Origin of the sequence: Aeromonas sp. QDB62, from assembly GCF_027705695.1 — a bacterium.
Taxonomy (GTDB): domain Bacteria; phylum Pseudomonadota; class Gammaproteobacteria; order Enterobacterales; family Aeromonadaceae; genus Aeromonas; species Aeromonas allosaccharophila.
The window spans coordinates 35862-57152 of record NZ_JAPDCD010000005.1 but is presented as its reverse complement, the minus strand read 5'-3'; the positions used below and the strand labels follow the sequence as shown (position 1 = coordinate 57152).

At 58.9% G+C, this 21291-nt stretch carries 14 protein-coding genes and 4 tRNA genes; 7 read left to right on the top strand and 11 right to left on the bottom strand.

The features are described 5' to 3' along the window. Positions 1–46 precede the first annotated feature (46 nt). The 4 genes from OKC27_RS03955 to OKC27_RS03940 all read right to left on the bottom strand — a co-directional run bounded on the left by OKC27_RS03955 (position 47) and on the right by OKC27_RS03940 (position 5254). Positions 47–574: a potassium-transporting ATPase subunit C gene (locus OKC27_RS03955; RefSeq protein ID WP_182938587.1), complete on the bottom strand. Its 528-nt coding sequence runs from the start codon at positions 572–574 to the stop codon at positions 47–49. Positions 575–636: 62 nt separating this feature from the next. Beyond that, on the bottom strand, positions 637–2694 hold the full coding sequence (gene kdpB / locus OKC27_RS03950) for a potassium-transporting ATPase subunit KdpB (RefSeq protein WP_182938588.1): 2058 nt from the start codon (positions 2692–2694) through the stop codon (positions 637–639). Continuing rightward, the gene (gene kdpA / locus OKC27_RS03945; RefSeq protein ID WP_182938589.1) at positions 2695–4383 is read right to left on the bottom strand and encodes a potassium-transporting ATPase subunit KdpA; all 1689 of its coding nucleotides are present in this window, start codon (positions 4381–4383) and stop codon (positions 2695–2697) included. A gap of 433 nt (positions 4384–4816) precedes the next feature. Further along, entirely contained in the window at positions 4817–5254 is a 438-nt protein-coding gene (locus OKC27_RS03940) for a winged helix-turn-helix transcriptional regulator (RefSeq protein ID WP_226170909.1), read from the bottom strand. A 109-nt stretch (positions 5255–5363) separates the two neighbouring features. Here OKC27_RS03940 and OKC27_RS03935 point away from each other — a divergent pair, with 109 nt between their 5' ends. Continuing rightward, positions 5364–7199 (top strand): alpha/beta fold hydrolase, encoded by a 1836-nt coding sequence (locus tag OKC27_RS03935; RefSeq protein WP_182938590.1) that lies wholly within the window; start codon positions 5364–5366, stop codon positions 7197–7199. Positions 7200–7250: 51 nt separating this feature from the next. Further along, positions 7251–8039: an SDR family NAD(P)-dependent oxidoreductase gene (locus OKC27_RS03930; protein ID WP_058052666.1), complete on the top strand. Its 789-nt coding sequence runs from the start codon at positions 7251–7253 to the stop codon at positions 8037–8039. A gap of 370 nt (positions 8040–8409) precedes the next feature. Here OKC27_RS03930 and gorA read toward each other — a convergent pair whose 3' ends face one another. From gorA to OKC27_RS03905, 5 genes are all read right to left on the bottom strand, one after another. Next, positions 8410–9759 (bottom strand): glutathione-disulfide reductase, encoded by a 1350-nt coding sequence (gorA, locus tag OKC27_RS03925; protein WP_182938591.1) that lies wholly within the window; start codon positions 9757–9759, stop codon positions 8410–8412. Between the two features lie 76 nt (positions 9760–9835). Continuing rightward, on the bottom strand, positions 9836–11803 hold the full coding sequence (locus tag OKC27_RS03920; protein WP_042656856.1) for an ATP-binding protein: 1968 nt from the start codon (positions 11801–11803) through the stop codon (positions 9836–9838). A 117-nt stretch (positions 11804–11920) separates the two neighbouring features. Then, the gene (locus OKC27_RS03915; protein ID WP_182938592.1) at positions 11921–15001 is read right to left on the bottom strand and encodes a multidrug efflux RND transporter permease subunit; all 3081 of its coding nucleotides are present in this window, start codon (positions 14999–15001) and stop codon (positions 11921–11923) included. A 15-nt stretch (positions 15002–15016) separates the two neighbouring features. Next, entirely contained in the window at positions 15017–16150 is a 1134-nt protein-coding gene (locus tag OKC27_RS03910) for an efflux RND transporter periplasmic adaptor subunit (protein WP_042063327.1), read from the bottom strand. After that, positions 16147–16743 carry a TetR/AcrR family transcriptional regulator gene (locus tag OKC27_RS03905; protein WP_042063326.1) on the bottom strand — a complete coding sequence of 199 codons (597 nt, stop codon included), beginning with the start codon at positions 16741–16743 and terminating at the stop codon, positions 16147–16149. Before OKC27_RS03905 ends, OKC27_RS03910 begins: the two co-directional genes overlap by 4 nt. Positions 16744–16974: 231 nt before the next feature. On the opposite strand from OKC27_RS03905, the gene OKC27_RS03900 reads away from it, so the two are divergent. From OKC27_RS03900 to OKC27_RS03880, 5 genes are all read left to right on the top strand, one after another. Then, positions 16975–17051 (top strand) — tRNA-Arg (locus OKC27_RS03900). Between the two features lie 50 nt (positions 17052–17101). Further along, a tRNA-His gene (locus tag OKC27_RS03895) sits at positions 17102–17177 on the top strand. Between the two features lie 20 nt (positions 17178–17197). Then, positions 17198–17283: transfer RNA gene (locus OKC27_RS03890), tRNA-Leu, on the top strand. Between the two features lie 75 nt (positions 17284–17358). After that, a tRNA-Pro gene (locus tag OKC27_RS03885) sits at positions 17359–17435 on the top strand. Between the two features lie 182 nt (positions 17436–17617). Then, the gene (locus OKC27_RS03880) at positions 17618–18130 is read left to right on the top strand and encodes a ricin-type beta-trefoil lectin domain protein (RefSeq protein ID WP_182938593.1); all 513 of its coding nucleotides are present in this window, start codon (positions 17618–17620) and stop codon (positions 18128–18130) included. Between the two features lie 24 nt (positions 18131–18154). Here the strand turns inward: OKC27_RS03880 and pyk are convergent, their stop codons facing one another. Both pyk and OKC27_RS03870 read right to left on the bottom strand, forming a co-directional pair. After that, positions 18155–19633 carry a pyruvate kinase gene (gene pyk / locus OKC27_RS03875; protein ID WP_182938594.1) on the bottom strand — a complete coding sequence of 493 codons (1479 nt, stop codon included), beginning with the start codon at positions 19631–19633 and terminating at the stop codon, positions 18155–18157. 72 nt (positions 19634–19705) lie between these two features. Then, positions 19706–21043, bottom strand: coding sequence for an MFS transporter (locus tag OKC27_RS03870; RefSeq protein ID WP_270805959.1), 1338 nt, complete (start codon positions 21041–21043; stop codon positions 19706–19708). Positions 21044–21291: the final 248 nt, after the last annotated feature.

Sequence of the window (21291 nt, the reverse complement as noted above, 5' to 3'; positions counted from 1 at the left end):
GCCCGTTGCGAAAGTCGAGGTCATCACCAAACCGGAAGGGGCGCCATCAGGCGCCCTTTTTATGATCCAGTTGCAGATTCAGCTGGAGAATGTTGACCACCTGCGGGCCAAGGATACCAGCTTGTGTGGCCGACTTGACCTGCTCCGTCAGTTGGGCGGGATCCAGCCCACGTTCTTTGGCGACGCGGTCCACCTGAGCCAGCACCGCATCGAGCGGCAGGTGGGGATCGAGGCCGGAAGCCGAGCGTGTCAGCATGGCTGGGGAGTTGGTTTCAGGCTGTGCCTTGGCGGCCTGTTCGGCAAACTCTGCCCGCAGCGGCGAGCTCATCCCCAGATTGCTGGCGCTGCCGCCAATGGTGTTGAAATCGCTGGCGGAGGGGCGGGGATGGAAGTAGTCAGCCCGCTCGAATTTCTGCCCCAGCAGGGCGCTGCCGATGAGTTGCTGTTTGCTGTCGGTGAGCTGGCTACCGTTGGCCTGCCAGGGGAACAGCAGTTGGGCCAACCCGGTGACGGCCAGCGGGTAGGCGACCCCCAGCAGCAGGGTCAGGGTCAACAGGGTTCTGATTGCTATCATGATTCTCTTGCTCCAAAAGGATGGCTGGGGATGCGGGTTTGCCCCGCATCCCGGTTACGTCGTTACACCAGACCCAGGCCGGTAATGACCAGGTCGATCAGCTTGATGCCGATAAACGGCACCAGCAGGCCACCGACACCGTAGATCAGCAGGTTGCGGCGCAGCAGGCTGGCGGCCGAGCCTTTCAGATCGACACCGCGCAGCGCCAGCGGCACCAGCGCTACGATGATCAGGGCGTTGAAGATGATGGCCGACAGGATGGCGCTCTGCGGGCTGCCCAGTTGCATCAGGTTCAGCGCCCCCAACTGCGGGTAGGCGGCGATGAACAGGGCCGGCAGGATGGCGAAGTACTTGGCCACGTCGTTGGCGATGGAGAAGGTGGTCAGGGCGCCACGGGTCACCAGCAGCTGTTTGCCGACCAGCACCACGTCCAGCAGCTTGGTGGGGTTGGAGTCGAGATCCACCAGGTTGCCCGCCTCCTTGGCGGCCTGGGTACCCTCGTTCATGGCCAGACCCACGTCAGCCTGTGCCAGTGCGGGCGCATCGTTGGCGCCGTCACCGCACATGGCGACCAGACGGCCATCGGCCTGCTCCTGCCGGATATAGGCGAGCTTCTTCTCCGGCGTCGCTTCGGCGATGAAGTCATCCACCCCGGCTTCGGCGGCGATGGCGGCGGCGGTTTTCGGGTTGTCGCCGGTGATCATCACGGTGCGGATCCCCATATGGCGCAGGATCTGGAAGCGGGCCTTGATGCCGGGCTTGATGATGTCCTTGAGGTAGACCACTCCCAGCAGTTTTTCCTGAGTGCAGACCAGCAGCGGAGTCCCACCCTGACGGGCGATGCTGTCGACTGACTTGAGCACCAGCTCCGGCACCGCTTTGCGGTCGAGGGAGAGGTAGTTCAGTACCGCATCGACTGCCCCCTTGCGATATTGATGACCGTTGCGATCCAGTCCGCTCAGACGGGTCTCTGCGCTGAAGGGGATCACCTTGTCATCGTCCAGTTGGCTCGGTTTGGTGTGGCTCTTGCCCGCCAGGGTCAGGATAGATTTACCCTCGGGAGTGTTGTCACCCAGCGAGGCCAGCATGGCCGCTTGTGCCAGCAGGGCCGGGTCGACGCCCGGTGCCGGGATCAGTTCGTCAGCCATCCGGTTGCCGAAGGTGATGGTGCCGGTCTTGTCCAGCAGCAGGGTGCGCACGTCACCGGCCGCCTCGACGGCCCGGCCCGACTTGGCAATCACGTTCAGTTTCACCAGTCGATCCATACCGGCAATGCCGATGGCGGAGAGCAGGCCGCCGATGGTGGTCGGGATCAGGGTGATAAAGAGCGCGATCAGGTAGAGGCGCGGGACCTGAGTGCCGTTGTAGTCGAGGAACCAGGGTAGGGTAGCCACCACCAACAGGAAGATCAGAGTCAGACCCACCAGCAGGGCGTCCAGCGCCATCTCGTTGGGGGTTTTCTGGCGTTTGGCCCCTTCCACCAGTGCAATCATGCGATCCAGCGTGCTTTCGCCCGGATTGTTGCTGACGCGTACCCAGATCTCGTCTGAAACGACGGTGGTATTGCCGGTTACACCGCTGCGATCGGTACCCGATTCGCGGATGACGGGGGCGGATTCGCCGGTGATGGCGGCCTCGTTGACCGAGGCGATACCGGCGATCACCTCGCCGTCGGCCGGGATCATCTCGCCGCTGCGTACCAGCACCAGATCACCCTTCATCAGGCTGGTGGCGGGGACCCATTCGCCCTGACCATCTTTTGCATTAGCTACCCGACGGGCCTTGAGCTGGCTCATGCCAGCCTTGAGGCTGTCGGCTCGCGCCTTGCCGCGACCTTCGGCCAGCGTCTCGGCGAAGTTGGCAAACCAGAGGGTGAGCCAGAGCCAGGCTGTCAGCTGCCAGGCCAGCGAGGGGGCGACCCCGGAGAACGGCTGCCCCAGCAGTGACTCCACCGTCGCCATGACTGCTGCCAGCCAGAGGGTGAACAGAATGGGGCTGCCAAACAGCGCCTTGGGATGGAAGCGGTAGATAGCTTCAACCATGGCCTGCAGGATCTGCGATTGCTGTTTTTTGCCCTTCACCTGCATGGTGTCGGGACTCATTGAAGTGGACTTGCTCATTTAGAAAGCTCCCAGCATCAGATGTTCTGCCACGGGGCCCAGTGCCAGCACCGGCAGGAAGGAGAGGCCGCCAATCAGCAATACGGTGATGATCAGCAGGGTAATGAAGAGCGGGCCGCGGATCGGGAAATCCCCTTCGCTTATCTCCTGACGCGGAGCGCGGGCGAGCTGGCCGGCAATGGCCATGATGGGGATGATGTAGCCGAAGCGACCGAGCAGCATGGCCAGACCGATGGCAACGCACTGCCAGTTGTCACCGGCAGCAAAGCCGGCGAAGGCTGAGCCGTTGTTACCGGCAGCCGAGGCGTAGGCATAGATGAGGCGTGACAGACCGTGTGGGCCATCATGGCCGATGATGGTGCTGGCATCCGGCATCAGCAGGGTGATACCACCGATCACCAACACCCCCACCGGCATCACCAGCATGCTGGCGACCACCCACTTCATCTCGGTGATACCGAGGCGTTTGCCCAGATAGGTCGGGGTGCGCCCCACCATCAGGCCGCACAGGAACACGGTCAGCAGCACGAACAGCATCATGCCGTAGATACCGGCACCCACGCCGCCGAACACCACTTCACCCAGCAGCATGTTGATCATGCCCACCATTCCGGCGAGGGGGGCAAAGCTGTCGTGCATGGCGTTGACCGAGCCGTTGGAGGCGGCGGTAGTCGCCACTTCCCAGATGCTGGAGAGCACAGGGCCGAAGCGGCTCTCCTTGCCTTCCCAGTTGCCTGCCATATTGCTGGCGTCAGTGGTGAGGTGGGCGAGGGCCGGATCCAGTTTCAGCTCCTGAGTGATGGAGACGAAGAGCCCCAGCACCAGCATGAGGGTCATGGCGCCGAGAATGGCACGGCTGTGGGCCATGTCTTTCACATAGCGGCCCAGGGTAAAGACCATGGCGGCGGCGATGGTAAGCAGAGTCACCATCTCCAGCCAGTTGGAGAGGGCTGTCGGGTTCTCGAACGGATGTGCCGAGTTGATGCCGAAGAAGCCGCCGCCGTTGGAGCCAAGCTGCTTGATGGCGATCTGAGAAGCAGCCGGGCCGAGGGGCAGCAGTTGCTCCTGACCTTCCACACCGTGGAACGGCAGATAGGCGGAGAGGCTTTGCGGCACCCCTTGCCACACCAGCACCAGCGCCATGATCAGCGCGATTGGCAGCAGCACATAGAGGCAGAAACGCACCAGATCCTGCCAGAAGTTGCCAAGGTTGATGGTCTGTTGGCGAGCGATACCGCGGAACAGGGCAATGGCTACGGCGGCGCCCGTCCCTGCGGAGACGAAGTTCTGGGTGGTCAGGCCCACCATCTGGCTGAAGTAGGAGAGGCTGGCCTCACCGGAATAGGCTTGCCAGTTGGTGTTGGTCATAAAGCTGACCGCGGTGTTGAAGGCGAGTTGCCAGTTCAGACCCGGCAGTTGTTGCGGGTTGAGGGGCAGCAACCCTTGCGCCATCAGGATCAGGAACAGCAGGCCGAAACCGGCGCCGTTGAAGGCCAGCAGGCTGAGGGCGTAGGACTTCCAGTCCTGCTCCCGTCCATCGGTGCCACAGCAAGCCAGGGTGGCGCGCTCGACCGGTGCCAGCCAGCGGGTTTTGCCTTCAAATACCCGGTAGATGTAGTTGCCCAGCAGCGGTGCTGGCAGCAGAACCAGCAGCACGAAGGCTACCGGATAGATCACTTCTTGCCACATGTTCTAGCTCCTCACTCGTGGTCGCGGTGCGTCAGGGCACACATTGGATTGCTCACGAGGCTCGGCAGTTTGCTGGCCACCGGGTAGATAATTTCTTGCTGCATACAGGTAGTCCCTCACTCGTGACTGCGCGTGAGTGCACGCAGCAGGTAGACCATCAAGGCGAGGACGAGCAGCAGATATAGCCAATTCATATCGACTCCATTGAGATAATTAGCTGCGAGAGTCGATGTAAAACCCTATCGACTCTGTTGGTGTCATTGACGCTGAAAGGGTATGTAAAACAGGCGTAAAGGCGCCATAAAGCGCCATGGGGCAGGCGTAAAATCGGCGTAAAGAACGGCGGTTTTGCGAGAGAAATGGCGAGGAGGAATCAAAAAACCCGGCCTGAGCCGGGTTTGGGTGAAAGACGATGCGATTGCCGAATCACCTGTCAGTTTTCATCAGGCATCACCACGCGCAGCGGGCGGGTCCCAATCTTTGCCCCGGTCACTTCATCGACCACGATGGCCTTGATTTCTGTGCCGGCCTCCATATCGAAGAAACGGATCATGTTGTCGTCGCCCCGATATTGGCGACCCCACTCACCAATCATGAAGAGTATCGGTAGAAAATCGCGACCGGCGGCGGTCAGCAGATACTCCTCACGGGGTGGATGTTCAGAATAAAGCCTTTTTTCCAGCAAACCCTCTTCGGTCAACGTCGCCAGTCGGCGGGTCAACATCGTGGGTGCTATTCCCAGACTTTTCCGGAATTGGTCAAAGCGAGTGAGACCGGCATGGGCATCGCGCAGGATCAATATGCTCCATGCATCACCAGCAATCGCCATGCTGCGCGCGATTGGGCATGGGGTATCGTAACTTTTTTTCATGTTCATACTGTTTTGATTGTGACTTGGTTGTGAATTGATAGTAAGTTGATATCAATTTGATAGTAACACTGCAACCACCAACAATCCACCCAACACGGAGATCTCGGACATGGTTACAAAGAAGATGGGGATCGCCTCGATGACCGGGAGATCTGCCAGCCACCGCCCGGTGACCACACTACGTCAGACAGGGCATATGGATTGGAAAGATGTGCCGACCCGCACCCTTGATGTGAACGGAACATCTTTTGCCTATCGGGCGCTGGGCCCCGACACCGGTGTGCCGGTGATCTTTTTGCACCATCTGATGGCGGTGCTCGATGACTGGGATCCCGGTGTTATCGACGGTATCGCCGCGAAGCGGCGGGTTATCGCTTTCGATAATCGTGGCGTCGGCGCCTCGGGGGGAGCGGTGCCACATACCATTGAGGAGATGGGACGTGATGCCATCGCCTTTATTCGCGCCATGGGATTGCAGCAGGTCGATCTGCTCGGGTTTTCGTTAGGTGGTGGTGTAGCGCAAATGGTGGCTTTGCAGGCGCCGGATCTGGTGCGCCGGATTGTGCTTGCCGGAACCGGGCCGCGGGGAGGTGGCGGTATCGACGAGATCAACAAGATTGCCGCCACCGCCTACCTCAAAGCGGCATTGACGCTGAACGATCCGCGGCACTTCCTGTTTTTTCCCCGCACACCGGATGGCAAGCGCGCGGCAAAAGAGTACTTCTCTCGCCTGAAAGCACGCACGACTGACCGTGACCAGCCCATCTCCCTGCAGGCCAGATATGCCCAGCTCAAGGCGATCCGGAGTGCGGGATTGAGTGCGCCGGATGATCTCTCGGTCATCACGCAACCGGTGTTCGTGGCCAATGGTGAACATGACCTGATGGTCGATAGCCGACTGTCAGCGGACATGGCTCGCCGGCTGCCGAATGCCCGAACCATGAAAGCACTCACATTCAAACGTTACGGCAAGTCGCCGGAGATTGGGCTCACGGATATCCCGCGTCCCGCACTGAAGGCGGATGAAATGCTGGTTCAGGTTTATGCCGCTGGCCTGAACCCGATCGACAACATGATTCCGACCGGCATGTTCAAACCGGTGCTTCACTTTCAGCTTCCCGCCACATTGGGCAGCGATCTGGCCGGTGTCGTGACCGAGGTTGGCAGTCAGGTGACCCGTTTCAAACCGGGCGATGCCGTCTTCGCCAGTATTTTCGATCTCGGAACCGGATCGCTGGCTGAATTTGCGGTGGTGCCTGAGCGCGCTGCGGCGTTGAAACCCGCCAATCTGGATTTCGTGCAAGCCGCCTCGATCCCGATGGTCGGGCTCACCTCGTGGCAAGCGCTGAAGGAGCGCGCCAATCTGCAGGCTGGCCAAAAGGTGTTTATCCCTGCCGGATCCGGTGGCATCGGCACCTTTGCTATCCAGCTGGCCAAGCTGCTGGGGGCCAGGGTGGGCACCACGGTCAGTAGCGGCAACATCGAGCTGGTGCGCGAGCTGGGGGCCGATGAGGTGGTCGATTACAAGCAACAGGCATTCGAGCACCAACTGCACGGCTACGATGCCGTGCTGGGGACCGTCAGGGGCGATGCGATCGAAAAAGCCATCGATATCCTCAAACCGGGCAGCAAGATTATCTCCCTCACCGGCCCGCTGGATGCTGCCTTCGCGCGGGCCCGGGGGCTGAACGTATTGCTCCGCCTCCTGTTCGGGCTGATGAGCCGAAAAATCAGGTCGCGGGCGAACAAGCGGAACGTCGCCTACTCGTTCCTGTTTGTGCGTCCCGATGGCGACCAACTCACCGAAATCGGCGAGCTGCTCGATGCTCAACGCATCAAGCCGGTTATCGACAAGGTATTCCCGTTCGACCAGGCCAAAGAAGCGCTGGAGTACCTCGCCAAGGGCCACGCCAGGGGCAAGGTCGTCGTCAGCATCAAGCCGTGATCACGGCCGCATTGGCTCGTTCACCCACGCCATCCATATCAAGGAAATAACATGACCACACTACCGACAGTCTTTATCACCGGCGCCTCCAGCGGTATCGGTGCCACCTATGCCGAACGTTTTGCTCGTCGCGGCCACGATCTTGTTCTTGTTGCGCGCAACAAGTCACGGCTGGATGCGCTGGCCATGCGCCTGCGTGAGCAACACCAGATAGCCGTTGAGGTGCTGCAGGCTGACCTGACCAATTCGGCAGAGCTGCCGGCACTGGAAACTCGCCTGCGGCATGACGCACGTATCGGCATCCTCATTAACAATGCCGGTATGCCGCAATCCGGGCATTTTCTGGAGCAATCTCCCGAGGCCATCGAATCCCAGATCGCGCTGAACATAACCGCATTGACGCGGCTCGCCGCAGCGATCGCACCGCGCCTTGCGCAATCCGGCACGGGGAGCATCGTCAACATTGGTTCGGTGGTGGGATTTTCGCCCGAGTTCGGTATCTCTCTCTACGGTGCGACCAAAGCCTATGTGCTGTTTTTGTCGCAGGGGCTGGCTCATGAACTGTCACCCAAAGGGGTCTATGTGCAAGCCGTGTTGCCGGCCACAACCCGCACCGAAATCTGGGCGCATGCAGGTGTGGATGTCAACACGCTCCCCGAGGTGATGGAAGTGGGTGAGCTGGTTGATGCTGCACTGGTCGGGTTCGATCGCCGCGAGTTGGTGACGATTCCGCCGCTTCATGTCGCCGAACGTTGGACCGCTCTGGATGAGGCACGTCAAGGGCTGATGTCGGATCTTCGCCAAGCCCATGCGGCCGAACGATATCAGCCGCAAGCCTGAGTACCTCAATCTGCCAGATTGGACTTGGATGCAATGCGAGGAGATACGATCGTCATGCCATTCAACCTGACAGCCACTGCGTAAGAACCGCAGTGTGATGGTGGTACTGATGCGCAGACCGTGGTCGAATCTCGCCGTGTGGTGATAGCGCTGCTACAGGAAGTGGTTGGCGTGTGGTGGCCCACTCTGTCATGCAGTCGTGAGTAGGGAAGGAAAGCGGAACTGAGTTGTCGAAGCCGGCCTGATGGTGATCAGGCCGGCTTCGACGTGCTTAGCACATGGTTACAAACTCTTCTGCGCTGGTGGGATGAGGCGTGGAAACACAGTTGTTGAAGCGGGTCTGATAGTGACAGGCCAGCTTCCAACGTGCCTATCGCATTGTCACAAACTCTTCCGCACTGGTCGGATGGATAGCGACACAGTTGTCAAAGTCCGCCTTGGTGGCACCCATCTTCATGGCGACGCCGAAACCTTGCAGGATCTCGTCCATCGCAAAGCCGATACCGTGCAGACCGACCACCTTCTCTTCCGGGCCGACACAGACCAGCTTCATCCTGGTGGGCTGGCGATGCTGGGTCAGCGCCGAGTACATGGCAGTGAACTGGCTGCGGTAGACCTTCACCTGATCTTCACCGTATTCGGCGATGGCTTCCGGCTCGGTCAGGCCAATGGTACCGATGGGCGGGTGGCTGAACACCACGGTCGGTACCAGATCGTAGTTGAGGTGCTCGTTCGGCTTGTTGTTGAACAGCCGTTCGGAGAGACGACGGCCCGCCGCGACGGCCACCGGGGTGAGCTGGATGCGGCCGGTGTTGTCACCCACCGCATAGATGTTGGCGACGGCGGTGTTCTGGAATTTGTCGGTCGGGATAAAGCCCTTCTCGTCCAGCGCGATGCCAGCGGCAGCCAGATTGAGGTTGTCGGTAGCCGGTACGCGGCCGATGGCCCAGATCAGGCAGTCGACGGTGAGATGGCGGCCATCTTCCAGCTGCAGGGTCAGGCTCTCATCGGCGTTCTTGAGCACGGCTTTGGGAATGGCGTGGGTGTGCAGCTTGGGCCCTTCCTGCGCCATGATTTCGACCAGTGTCTCGTGGATCATGGGGTCGAAGTTGCGCAGCGGCGCGTGCTTGCGCACCACCAGATGAGTCTCGGAGCCAAGCGCCTGCATCACGCCGGCGATCTCCACCGCGATGTAGCCCGCACCGACTACGGCAACCCGCTTGGGTTGGCTCTGCAGCTCGAAGAAACCGTCGGAGTCGATACCCAGCTCGGCGCCCGGAATGGCAGGTACTTCGGGACGGCCACCGGTGGCGATCAGGATATGATCGGCGGTGTATTGCTCGCCATTGACCTCGATGGTGTTGCTGCTGACGAAGCGGGCGAAGCCCTTGATCACCGTGATCTGGTTCTTGCCCAGCACGTTCTCGTAGGACTGGTGGATGCGGCCGATGTAGGCCTGGCGGGACTCGACCAGCTTGGCCCAGCTGAAGTGGTTGAGGGTGGTGTCGAAACCGTAGTCGGCGCCATATTTCAGGGCATCGGCGATCTGGCCGGCATACCACATGGCCTTCTTCGGTACGCAGCCGACGTTGACGCAGGTTCCACCCAACTCTTTGGCTTCAATCAGGGCGACTTTCTTGCCATACATGGCAGCCCGGTTGGCCGAGGCGATGCCGCCGCTGCCGCCACCGATGGCGATATAGTCAAAATGCTGTGCCATTGCGAGGTTCTCCGCTCATTAAGAATGCAATCACAGCATGATGGGGATAAAGCGGCTGGCTCACAAGAGCCAGCGCTCAGTTATGTTGGATCGGCAGGCGAATATGGAACTGGGCACCGTTGCCCGGTTCGCTGGCACAGCTGATACGGCCTTTCAGCAGTTGCACCACCAGGTTGTAGATGATGTGGGTACCGAGCCCGCTGCCACCCTGGCCCCGTTTGGAGGTGACGAAGGGATCGAAGATGCGCGGCAATATTTCGGGCGGGATGCCGCGACCGTTGTCCGAGTAGTCGATAAACAGCTCCTCTCCCTGCTGTTCCACCTTGATGGTGATCTTCTTCGGCTTGTCCCAGTTGTCGAAACCGTGGTTGATGGAGTTGAGGATCAGGTTCGAGTAGATCTGGGTAAAGCTGCCTGGGAAGGAGAAGATCGACAGCTTGGGATCGCACTGGATATCCACTTCGCACTGACTCTTCTTCAGTTTGTGACCGAGGGAGACCACCACCTGATGCAGGTTGTCGGCGAGGCTGAAGTTGTAACGCGCTTCCGATGACTGATCGACCGCTACCTGCTTGAAGCTGGCGATAAGCTCGGAGGCGCGGCGCAGGTTGCTCTGCAGCAGCTGCATCGATTCGTCGAGGTTGACGGTGAACTCGTTGAGATAGGAGCGCGACAGCTGCTTGGAGTCGATATGGGACTTGAAGTCGGCGACCCGCTCCTGCAGATAGGAGGAGGCGGTCACGCTGATGCCGATCGGGGTGTTGATCTCGTGTGCCACCCCGGCTACCAGCGAGCCGAGGGAGGCCATCTTCTCCGACTCCACCAGCGTCTGCTGGGCTTGTTTCAGATCGTCGTAGGCCTTGCCCAGCTGGTTGTTCGCCTCGCTCAGGCTGCGGGTACGCTCCTCCACCTTGCCCTCCAGCTGTTCGTTAAGCTGGATAATCTCCCGCTCGACTTTTTTCAGCTGGGTGATGTCGTAGCCAAACCCGATCTGGTACTTGAGGTTGGGGCCATCGTAGAAGGGAACGAAGGTCCACTGCAGCACCAGCTCGTGGGCCTGCTGGTCATGCATGATGACCTCCTGGTCTGCCAGCGAACCCTCTGCGGCCAGGATATTGTTCAGCTCTTCCCGCTGGGTCGGGCTGACAAACAGATCCAGCCAGTTGTGCTGCAGCAGCTCCTGCTGGTGGTAGCCGGTCAGCAGGATGGCGGCCGGGTTGATGCTGGCAATGGTCAGATCCGGCTCCATGCAGCAGATGACCATGTTGGCCGAGTTGATCAGGGTGGCGGAGAAGTCCCTCTCCTGCTGCAACTGTTCAGCCGCCTGATGGCGGGCAACCAGTTCGTCACGCAGTCGGGTGCGCATCTGGTTGAGGGTGGCGACCAGGGTATCCAGCTCATCGGGTTTCTTGCGCGGTTGCGGGCGCCCCTCCAGCTCCAGCTCCATATCGAGCCGGTCCAGATTGAACTTCTGGGCGTAGCTGGCAATGCGATTGAGGTGCCGCACCACCAGATAGTAAATGATGATCAGGATACAAAATGAGACCACCAGGGTCTTGATGGTCTGGCTGACCATGATCAGCACCGATTTTTCGATCAGGCGCTGGTAGATCTGCTCGAGAGAGGCGGCAACGAACAGCTTGCCGACGATTTCACCCTGATAGGTGAGGTTGAATTCGCGGGAGATATCGTAGCTTTCCCGTTCGGTCCCCTGGGTCAACAGCGGGACTTCCGAGTTGCCGAGCATCTCCTTGACCATCACGAACTGCATGTTGGGCAGGTTCATGATCCCTTCGATCTGCACCTTGACCTGCTCTTCATCGAGGTTCCACAAGCTGGCGGCGATGGGTTGCAGGAAAGAGGCCTCGATCTGGCCGATGCTGTCTTCGATAACGGCCACATCCTTGCGGTAATCCCAGGCGAGTTGCAACACCGTAATGATCATCGCCAATACGGTACTGCACACCAGAATGTAGGAGAGCAGGCGGTATGAGAGTCCGTTGCGGCCTACGGCCTCGGCGGTCTTGGAGATAAGTCCTGACATGGCGTCCTTGCGGTCTGGATGTGATGTTTTTTAGTTTAACTGCTTCATGCACTTATGTCGTCTTTCCTGCGAAGCATAAAAAAGGCCCCGTGTCGGGGCCTTGGTGTGTCGTGATGATCAGTGTCCGCTGTTTGCCTTGGGCGGAATGGTTTCATCGAATACCGGCAACGGTTTGTGCTCGGACGCCAGATAGGTGTAGATCACCGGCAGCACGAACAGGGTGAACAGGGTACCGATGGCGAGACCGGCCACGATGACGATACCGATGCTGAAACGCTGGGCTGCACCGGCGCCAGTGGCGTAGAGCAGCGGGATCAGACCGGCAATCATGGCGGCGGTGGTCATCAGGATCGGACGCAGACGCACCTTGGCGGCTTGCATCACGGCTTCCATCCTGTTCATGCCGCGCAGCAGCTGCTCTTCCTTCGCCACTTCACAGATCAGGATGCCGTGCTTGGTAATCAAGCCAACGAGCGTGATCAGGCCCACCTGTGAGTAGATGTTCATGGTCGCCAGTCCCCATGCCAGGGCAATCAGCGCCCCGCTGATTGCGAGCGGTACCGAGACCATGATGACCAGCGGGTCACGCACCGACTCGAACTGGATGGCCAGCACCAGGAAGATGATGGCCAGTGCCAGCGCGAAGGTGGCATAGAGTGCATTGCCTTCGGTGACGAACTGACGGGCTTCCCCCATGAAGTCGTAACGATAGCCTTGCGGCAGCTTCTCGTCGGCGACGGTCTGGAACCAGTTGATCGCATCACCCATGGCCACGCCGGGAGCCGGAACGGCGCCTATGGTGGCGGAGTTCAGCTGGTTGAAGTGGGGCAGGGCGCGGGGCTCGCCAACCACTTCAATGGTGATCAGGCTGCCGAGCGGGATCGACTTGCCGTCTGCGGCCCGCACGTAATAGCCCTTTATGGACTCCGGATTGAGACGGTATTTGCGCTCGACCTGCGGGATCACCTCGTAGGAGCGGCCATCCAGGTCGATACGGTTGACGTAACCGTCCGCCATCATGGTGCCCATGGTGATACCGATGTCCTGCATGGTGATGCCGTAGGCACCCGCCTTGTCCTTGTCGATGCGGATCTTCATGGTGGCGGAGTCGTAGTTCAGATCGAGATCCGAATAGACGAACTGACCGTTACCCTGAGCGGCAGCCAGAATTTCACCGGCCACCAGGAACAGGCTTTCGAAGCTGTTCGGGGTGGTGATGACGAACTGGATCGGCAGACCACTCGATGCACCCGGCAGTTCCGGGAACTGGAAGGTGGTGATGGCCATACCCGGGATGTCTTTTACCAGATTGGCGACCCGATCCAGCACCTCTTTCTGGCTCGCTTCACGCTGACTCCAGGGCACCATGGAGGCGATACCGAACGCCTGGTTGGCGTTGAACACCCCAGAGAAGACCTGGGAGAAGGCGATTTCCGGCTGCTCATCCAGGATCTTGTTCACATCCGCCATGGTGTTTTCGATGTAGTCCAGGTTGGCGTTGGACGGTGCTGTACCCAGCACCGCCATTACCCCCTTGTCCTCTGACGGGGCCAGTTCGCTCGGGATGAACTTGAACAGCAGCGGCAGGCTGCCGAACACGATGACGGCGAACGCCACGATGACGATGCGCTTCTTCATCACCGCATGCAGCATGCTGTCGTAGCGATCGGTCATCCGTTCCAGCAGGTGGTGGACAGTGCTCTCGAATTTGCCCGGCGTTTCATTGGCCTTGAGCATCTTGGAGCACATCATCGGCGACAGGGTCAGCGCGATGATGCCCGAGACGAACACGGCGCCTGCCAGCGTCAGGGCAAACTCCTTGAACAGCGAGCCGGTGATGCCGCCCATCAGGGCGATAGGGGCGTATACCGCGGCCAGGGTAACCGTCATGGCGATGACCGGCACCGCAATTTCACGGGTACCGATAATGGCGGCCCGGAACGGCTCTTCCCCCCCCTTGATATGGCGGTCGACGTTCTCCAGCACCACGATGGCGTCATCCACCACCAGACCGATCGCCAGCACCATCGCCAGCAGGGTCATCAGGTTTATCGAGAAGCCGAACATATCCATCATCATCACCACGCCGATAAGGCTGAGCGGAATGGTAATGATCGGGATGATGACCGCGCGGAATGAACCGAGGAACAGGGTGATCACCACCAGTACGATGGCGGCCGCCTCCAGGATGGTCTTGATAACCTCGTGAATGGACTCGTTGATCGCCACGGTGGAGTCATACATCACGTTGAGATGCATGGTGCTCGGCATGTTGCGCTCAAGGCTCGGCAGCAGATCCAGCACATCGCGGGCGATGTTGATGGGGTTGGCTGTCGGCGCCGCGTTGACCGCCATGACTACCGCTTCGCGGCCGTTGGCGCTGGCACGATAGATGTCGTGGCTCTTCTCCAGGCTCACCTTGGCAATGTCGGAGAGGCGGATCACCTTGCCGTCACGGGTGGCGACCACCAGACGCTTCAGCTCGTCGACATCCTTGACCTGGGTCTCGGCGTTGCCGTTGAACAGGGTGAAGTAGCCGGTCGCCTGACCTGTCGCGGACTGATAGTTGTTGCTGTTGAGCACCGTCATCACGTCGCTGGCGGTCAGGTTGAAGGCCGCCATCTTGGCCGGATCCAGCCATACCCGCAGGGCAAACTCGACACCGCCGTAGAGGTCAACCTTGGAGACCCCGCCGACAGTAAAGAGCTGCGGCTTGATTACCCGCTCCAGATAGTCGGTGATCTGGCTGGAGTTGAGTTCCGGGCTGGTGAAACCGAGGTAGAGCACCGCCGTAGTTGAACCGGTGGAGGAGGTGACCGAAGGGTCTTCCGCCTCTTTCGGCAACTGGGAGCGCACCGAGTTCACCTTCGCCAGGATGTCGGACAGCGCGGCGTTGGGGTCGGTGTTGAGCTTCATGTACGCGGTGATGGTGGAGCTGCCCAGCTGGCTGGAGGAGGTCATGAAGTCGATGTTGTCGGCTTGCGCGACCGCCTGCTCCAGCGGCTGGGTGATGAACCCCTGGATCAGGTCAGAGCTGGCGCCATAATAGCCAGTGCTGACGGTGATCACCGTGTTGGTCACCTCGGGGTATTCCCGGACCTGCATCTTGAAGATGGCCTGAAAGCCCAGCAAGGCGATCAGGAAGCTGAGCGAGATCGCCAGCACAGGCCGTTTTATAAATATGTCAGTAAATCGCATCGCAGATCTCCGCGCTTACAGCATCGGGGTTTGTGCCGGGACGGCCAGGGCATCGTTCTCGACCACATGCACCTTGGTGTCGTTGCTCAGGCGAACCTGACCCGACAGTACGATCTGGTCACCGGCCTGGATGCCGGAGAGCACATGCACATCGTTGCCACGGCGCTCACCTGCCTTGACCACCACCTGCTTGGCCCGCAGCACTTTCACCTTGTTGCCTTCCTTGTCAGTCTCTTCGCCCTCTTTGAGCACGTAGACGTTCTGACCGTAAAGGGTGAAGGAGATGGCGGTTTGCGGGATCACAATCTGATCTTTCACCGTCGGCAGAATGATGCTGGCGCGGGCGAACATACCGGAACGGAGCTGACCGTCGTTGTTCGGGATGTCAGCCTGCACCTGGATCAGGCCGCTCTGGTAGTTGACCGCTGGTTCGATGGCGGTGATGTGACCGTCAAACTGGGTTTGCGGATAGGCATCCACATTGATCTTGATGGTCTGGCCCAGGGTGATTTTGGAGATATCGGTCTGGGGCACAGTGAAGCGCAGACGCATCACGCTGGTATCTTCCAGCCGCACGATATCGGTGCCCGGCTGCAGATACTGGCCGAGGAAGACGTTACGCAGGCCAACGACACCACTGAACGGCGCGCGCACTTCACGGCGGGTAATGGTCGCCTTCAGGCTCTCGATATCCGCTTCCAGCGAGCGATAGGCCGCTTCCGCCTCATCCAGCTGCTCTTTGGAGATGGAGCTGGTCTTGTAGAGGTTCTGGAAACGCTCGAACTTGGCCTTTGCCGCCGGCAGCTTGGCCTGGGAGGCGCGCAGATTGGCCCGCTCCACGGTGGAGTCCAGACTCAGCAGCAGCTGTTCGGCCTTGACCGGTTTGCCCGATTCGAAGGTGATGGCATCGATGGTGCCCGCCAGCTCGGTGGAGAGGGTCACCCCCTGATTCGGCTCGATGAAGCCGATCGCTTCGATGGTCGGTACCCAATCCTGCGCCTTGGTCACCATGGCGGTGACTGGGAACTCGGGTTCCGGCCGGTTGGCCATGTATTGGGCAATCATCTTCTGTTTGAACAAATTGAAGCCGATGACGCTGCCAAACAGGGCGATCGCTATCAGCAACATAATGGCCATCCATTTTTTCATGAACAGGCTCCTGAGGTGGAAATGTGGGGGAGTAAAATGGCATTCCAGCTGGCGCGGATCGCGGTTTCCAACTGCGATTCGGTCAACGTGATGTTGTGTACCCTGCACTGCAGGGCAAGATGCATGACACTGTCCAGACTCAACACCTGGAGTGCCCGTATCGGTAAATCAATAAACAGTCCTTGTGCCACGCCCTGTGCAAAAAAGCGGTCCAGAGGTTCCCATGCCGCCAGGATGACCGGATTGGTTTCCAGGTCTGCCCCCAATGGCGAGCTCTCGTACTGCAATTTGCACTTGATGGCGTTTGGTTCGTTAACAAAAATGGTATGAATATTGAGCCATAGTTGGCGAAATTGTTGAAATGAAACTTTATCGACATCTACACCGGCCATGACCATGGGGACACACTGCAAGATAGTGTGTTGATGCAGCTGCCGGATCAGGTCATCCTTGTCGCCGAAGTAGCGATAGATGGTGCCGGTAGCCACGTTGGCCTTTTTGGCGACTTCCGCAATCGACAGACCATGAAAACCCCGCTCACCCAGCACCTCATGGGCTGCGTTGAAGATGCTCTCTTTCTTATCCGGAATCATCAGTGTGTCTTTCAATTGAATGAACGTTCATTCATTTTAGGTGGGTGTCAAATCAAGTCAAGGTTGCAAGACAATTTGACATGGGAATTACCCCTTTTCTGGGGCAGGCAGGGGATAAGTGGAAGAAAAATGCACGATGTGCTTGAAAAAGCAACGGTCAGTGCATTGGTGGCAGAAAAGTGTAGACAAACCCCCGTCCATCATCAATAATGCGCCCCGTTCGACAGCGTAGCGCCCGTAGCTCAGCTGGATAGAGCGCTGCCCTCCGGAGGCAGAGGTCACAGGTTCGAATCCTGTCGGGCGCACCATCAAACGTGCGCCGGTTAAACGGGCGTGTTGTGGAACGAAAACAGCTGTGGTGGCTGTAGCTCAGTTGGTAGAGTCCCGGATTGTGATTCCGGTTGTCGTGGGTTCGAGCCCCATCAGCCACCCCATTTTACAGCTTGTCAGGTATGCGAAGGTGGCGGAATTGGTAGACGCGCTAGCTTCAGGTGTTAGTGCCCCCCGGGTGTGAGGGTTCGAGTCCCTCTCTTCGCACCATACTTGCTGTATGATGAGGATGACCATCAGGTCGTCTTTGTTTTTTGAAGTAAACTATTTTGAAAGAAATAGCCTCGGTGATTAGCGCAGTCCGGTAGCGCATCTGGTTTGGGACCAGAGGGTCAAAGGTTCGAATCCTTTATCACCGACCACATTTAGAAAAACCCCGCTTCGGCGGGGTTTTTTGCTTTCCAGCCTTTTCTGCGCCAGCTCTCCTCTATCTCTGTTACGTCTGTTTACACTCTATCCGGGCAGTGCTCCCCGGCTTTCGGTTATGCTGCTGCCTCGAGTCACTGACAACCGGATGTCATCGGCCCATTTCAGGCGTTTTTCCATGAATAATAAAATTTCCGTTGCTTGCACCCCTGCCATAGTGGCTGCCTTGCTGCTGGGGGGGTGTACCATCAAGCCGCCATCAACCGATGTGATGATGGGCTCCATTACTTCGCAACCGCAGGAGCGGGCGCTCTCTCCCTTGCTGACCAGCGGCGATTTTTGCGTCGCGGTGTCGCAACAGAAGGTGCTGGCCCTCTCCTGCAGCGGCAAAGACGATCAGCTATTCGAGTGGGATCTGGGGGAGTTGCGCCTGCAGGATCGCTGTCTGCAAGCCAAAAACGACAGCGAGCTGATGCTGGCCCCTTGTGACGGGCAGCCGCAGTGGGAGTGGCAGAAGGACCGGCTGTTCAACAGCAAGGTCTCCCGCTGCCTCGATGTGGCCGGGCGACGCCATACTCCCGGCACGCCGCTGCGGCTGGCCGAATGTTACGGTGGCGCGAACCAGAGCTTCAGCTGGCAACGGCCCAACCCCTGGCTGGAGACGCTGAAAAAACAAAGCCTCACATGGTGAGGCTTTGCTGTCTCTATTTCGGCGTTAGAGGAAAGATGAACTCCGGCTGGGCGGAGCGTCGCGGTGCTTGCTGCCGAGCGGGATCAGGCGGCAGACATCTTCACTACCCGCACCCTCCAGCGAATCGAGCCGGTTGATCAGCAGAGATTGAATGCCATGTAGTTGATTGGCTTGCTCCAGCGTTGCTATCAGCTGCCGTGAGTCTCTCTCATCTTCCACCTCCTCTTCATAAAAGAGGGGGGTGACACCGCGCAGAATCGTCATCTGGTTGAGTAACATGGGTTTGTTGGACAGTGCCCAGATTGGATTGTTCAGGTTGCTGCGAGAGATAGCGGTGACTGCATCTCCCTGTGAGGTCAGCACAGCGATACCACAGGATTGATCGTGACTGAACGCAGCCGTCATTGCAGCCAGTGCCATGCAGTGGCTGGATTGATCGCTGTGATGGGACGCTTTCTGCCAGCGTGGTTGAATCGGGTCTATTTCACGTTCTGCTCCGTGTGCGATGCGAGCCATGGCTTCCACTGCCTCGACCGGATAGAGACCCGCCGCCGATTCGGCTGACAGCATGACGGCATCAGTACCGTCTATCACCGCATTTGCGATATCCAGCACCTCGGCTCGGGTTGGCATTGGGCTACTGATCATGGACTCCATCATCTGGGTGGCCGTGATGACCGGTCGGCCGAGCTGATGGCAACGTTTGATCAGCTTCTTTTGTACGCCGGGCAGTCTGGCATCGCCAATCTCTACCCCCAGATCTCCACGTGCCACCATGACGATGTCTGCGGCGCGAATAACCTCGTCCATCGCCTCGACCGAGGCCACCACTTCCGCTCGTTCTACCTTGGCGACGATGGCGGCATGACTGCCTGCGGCCCGGATCAGCGTTCTGGCCTCAACAAGGTCGGTAGCACAACGAGGGAAGGAGACGGCGATAAAGTCGGCCTCGATCTGGCTGGCGGTCAATATATCGGCTCTGTCCTTGTCGGTGAGTGCCGGGGCGCTGAGCCCTCCACCCAGTACATTGATCCCCTTGCGGTCGGAGAGGGGGCCACCGATCTGCACCCGGGTGAAGATGCTGCTTCCTTCGATATGCAGGACCTCAAGCTGGATCCGGCCATCATCCAGTAGCAGGATGTTGCCGCTGCGTAAGTCGTTGATTAGCTCCGGGTAGTCGAGGCCGACGCGATCCTGATCGCCCGGTTGGTCACCTGGCGCCGCATCAAGGATAAAAGAGGCGCCAGGGGTCAGGGTGATGCTCCCTGTGGCAAAGCGGGCAATACGGATTTTTGGGCCTTGCAGGTCGGCCAGGATCCCGATATGGAGCCCCAGCCGGGCGGCGGTCTTGCGGATCAGGCTGGCGGTGGCAATATGTTGCTCACCGCTGCCATGGGAGAAGTTCAGGCGAAACACATTGGCGCCAGCCTCCATCAGTTTTTCCACCATGTCGGCCGTTGAGCTCGCAGGGCCCAGAGTGGCAATGATTTTGGTTTTACGCATCGGAAACATCCCTTCTCGGATTTGGCAATGAAAAAAGGGTGGTCAATTGACCACCCTTTGTCTGTTACAAGATCAATATTCGACCACTTTTTTGGCGTTCCATACCGTCAAGGCGAGCAGCATGGAGACCACGGATGCGCCGAGCCAGAAATACTTGGCACTGCTGAAGTCATAGTGAGTGACACCATCGACCACGCTGGTTTTGATCAGGGCGGCGGAGACCAGCTCCTGACAGGAGGCTGCGATGTAGGAGCAGAGGCCGATAAAGCCCTTAACTGCGCCCACGGCAGTTTTTGGCATCAGGTCACAGGCTGTCAGGCCCGCCAGGAACACGACCAGTCCCCCGATGGCATAACCGATCAGCGCCAGTGCGACGGCATCCATCATGCGGCTCTGCGGGCCCCAGAACATCAGGCACATACCGGCAATGTTGGCCAACCCGTAGAGCAGGGTCGGGATGTGGCGGTTGGCGTTGAAGATTTTGTCAGAGATGATGCCCGCCAGAATGGCGCCGAGGAAACCGGCGATGGGGTAGGCAGACATGGCAAAGCCCGCATCGATCAGGTTGTACCCTTTCTGCTCTTGCAGATAGAGCACGGCCCAGGAGCTCATAGCGTAGCGAGACATGTACATGCAGGCACAGGCTGCCGCGATCAGCCATACGGTCGGCTGTTTAAGCACAAACAGCTGGGCGCGACGGATCTCGGCTGGCTCGACCTTCTTGGTGATCTCCGCTTGTTCGCCAAAGGCAACGGCAGGTTCTGGCAGGGCATAGGTCTGCGGGCGATCTTTCAGCACCAGATACATGCACAGCGCGGCAGCCAGAGAGGCAAGACCGGCACCGATAAAGCCCGCTTTCCAGCCGAAGAAGCTGACGATGCTGGCGGTCAGGATCCAGGAGATGCCTTCACCGATGTTGCGGGAGCCGCCCCAGATGGAATAAACGGAGCCCCGCTGCTTGGGGGAGAACCACTGGAAGATGGAGACGCAGGATGGTGCGGAACCGACCGACTGGAACCAGCCATTCAGACCCCACATCAGCACCAGGAAGAAGGTTGCGGTATTCATGCCCATCAGGATGGTACAGATGGAGGAGAGACCGAGCGACACCGACATGAAGCGGCCAATGTTGGCGTAGTCGGAGAGGAAGCCGTTCGAGAACTTGCCTACGGCATAGGTAAACAGGAAGGCGGAGCCAATAATCCCCAGCTCTTCCAGCGTCACTATACCGGCGTCAAGCATGGGTTTCTTGACCACGTTCAAACTCATTCGGACGACGTAGAACATGGCGTAGCCGAGTACCAGACCGAGGAACACCTGCCATTGGTACTTGCGGTAAATCGAGCGGATTTTATCGGGCGAGGCATCCATGACCGGAAGGTCTGCTCGCGTTTTGAAAAAGTTGAACATATTGTTCTCCGTGTATGTTGGGCAGCAAGGTTTCAGAGGAAGCTCTGTTAGCTGGAGCCATCATATGAAAGGAGAAAACGGGGCGGCAAAATGGCCGAAATGAGTCAACCTTGACTCAATCGTGTGGGTTTCATGGGGCGAAAATGACTTCTTTTGACTGTCCCGGTAACGAGCGATGAATAACAATAGGTTCGTGTAACAGGGAGGTGAGTCAAAACTGGCTCACCCCTGATGAAATGATTTTTACC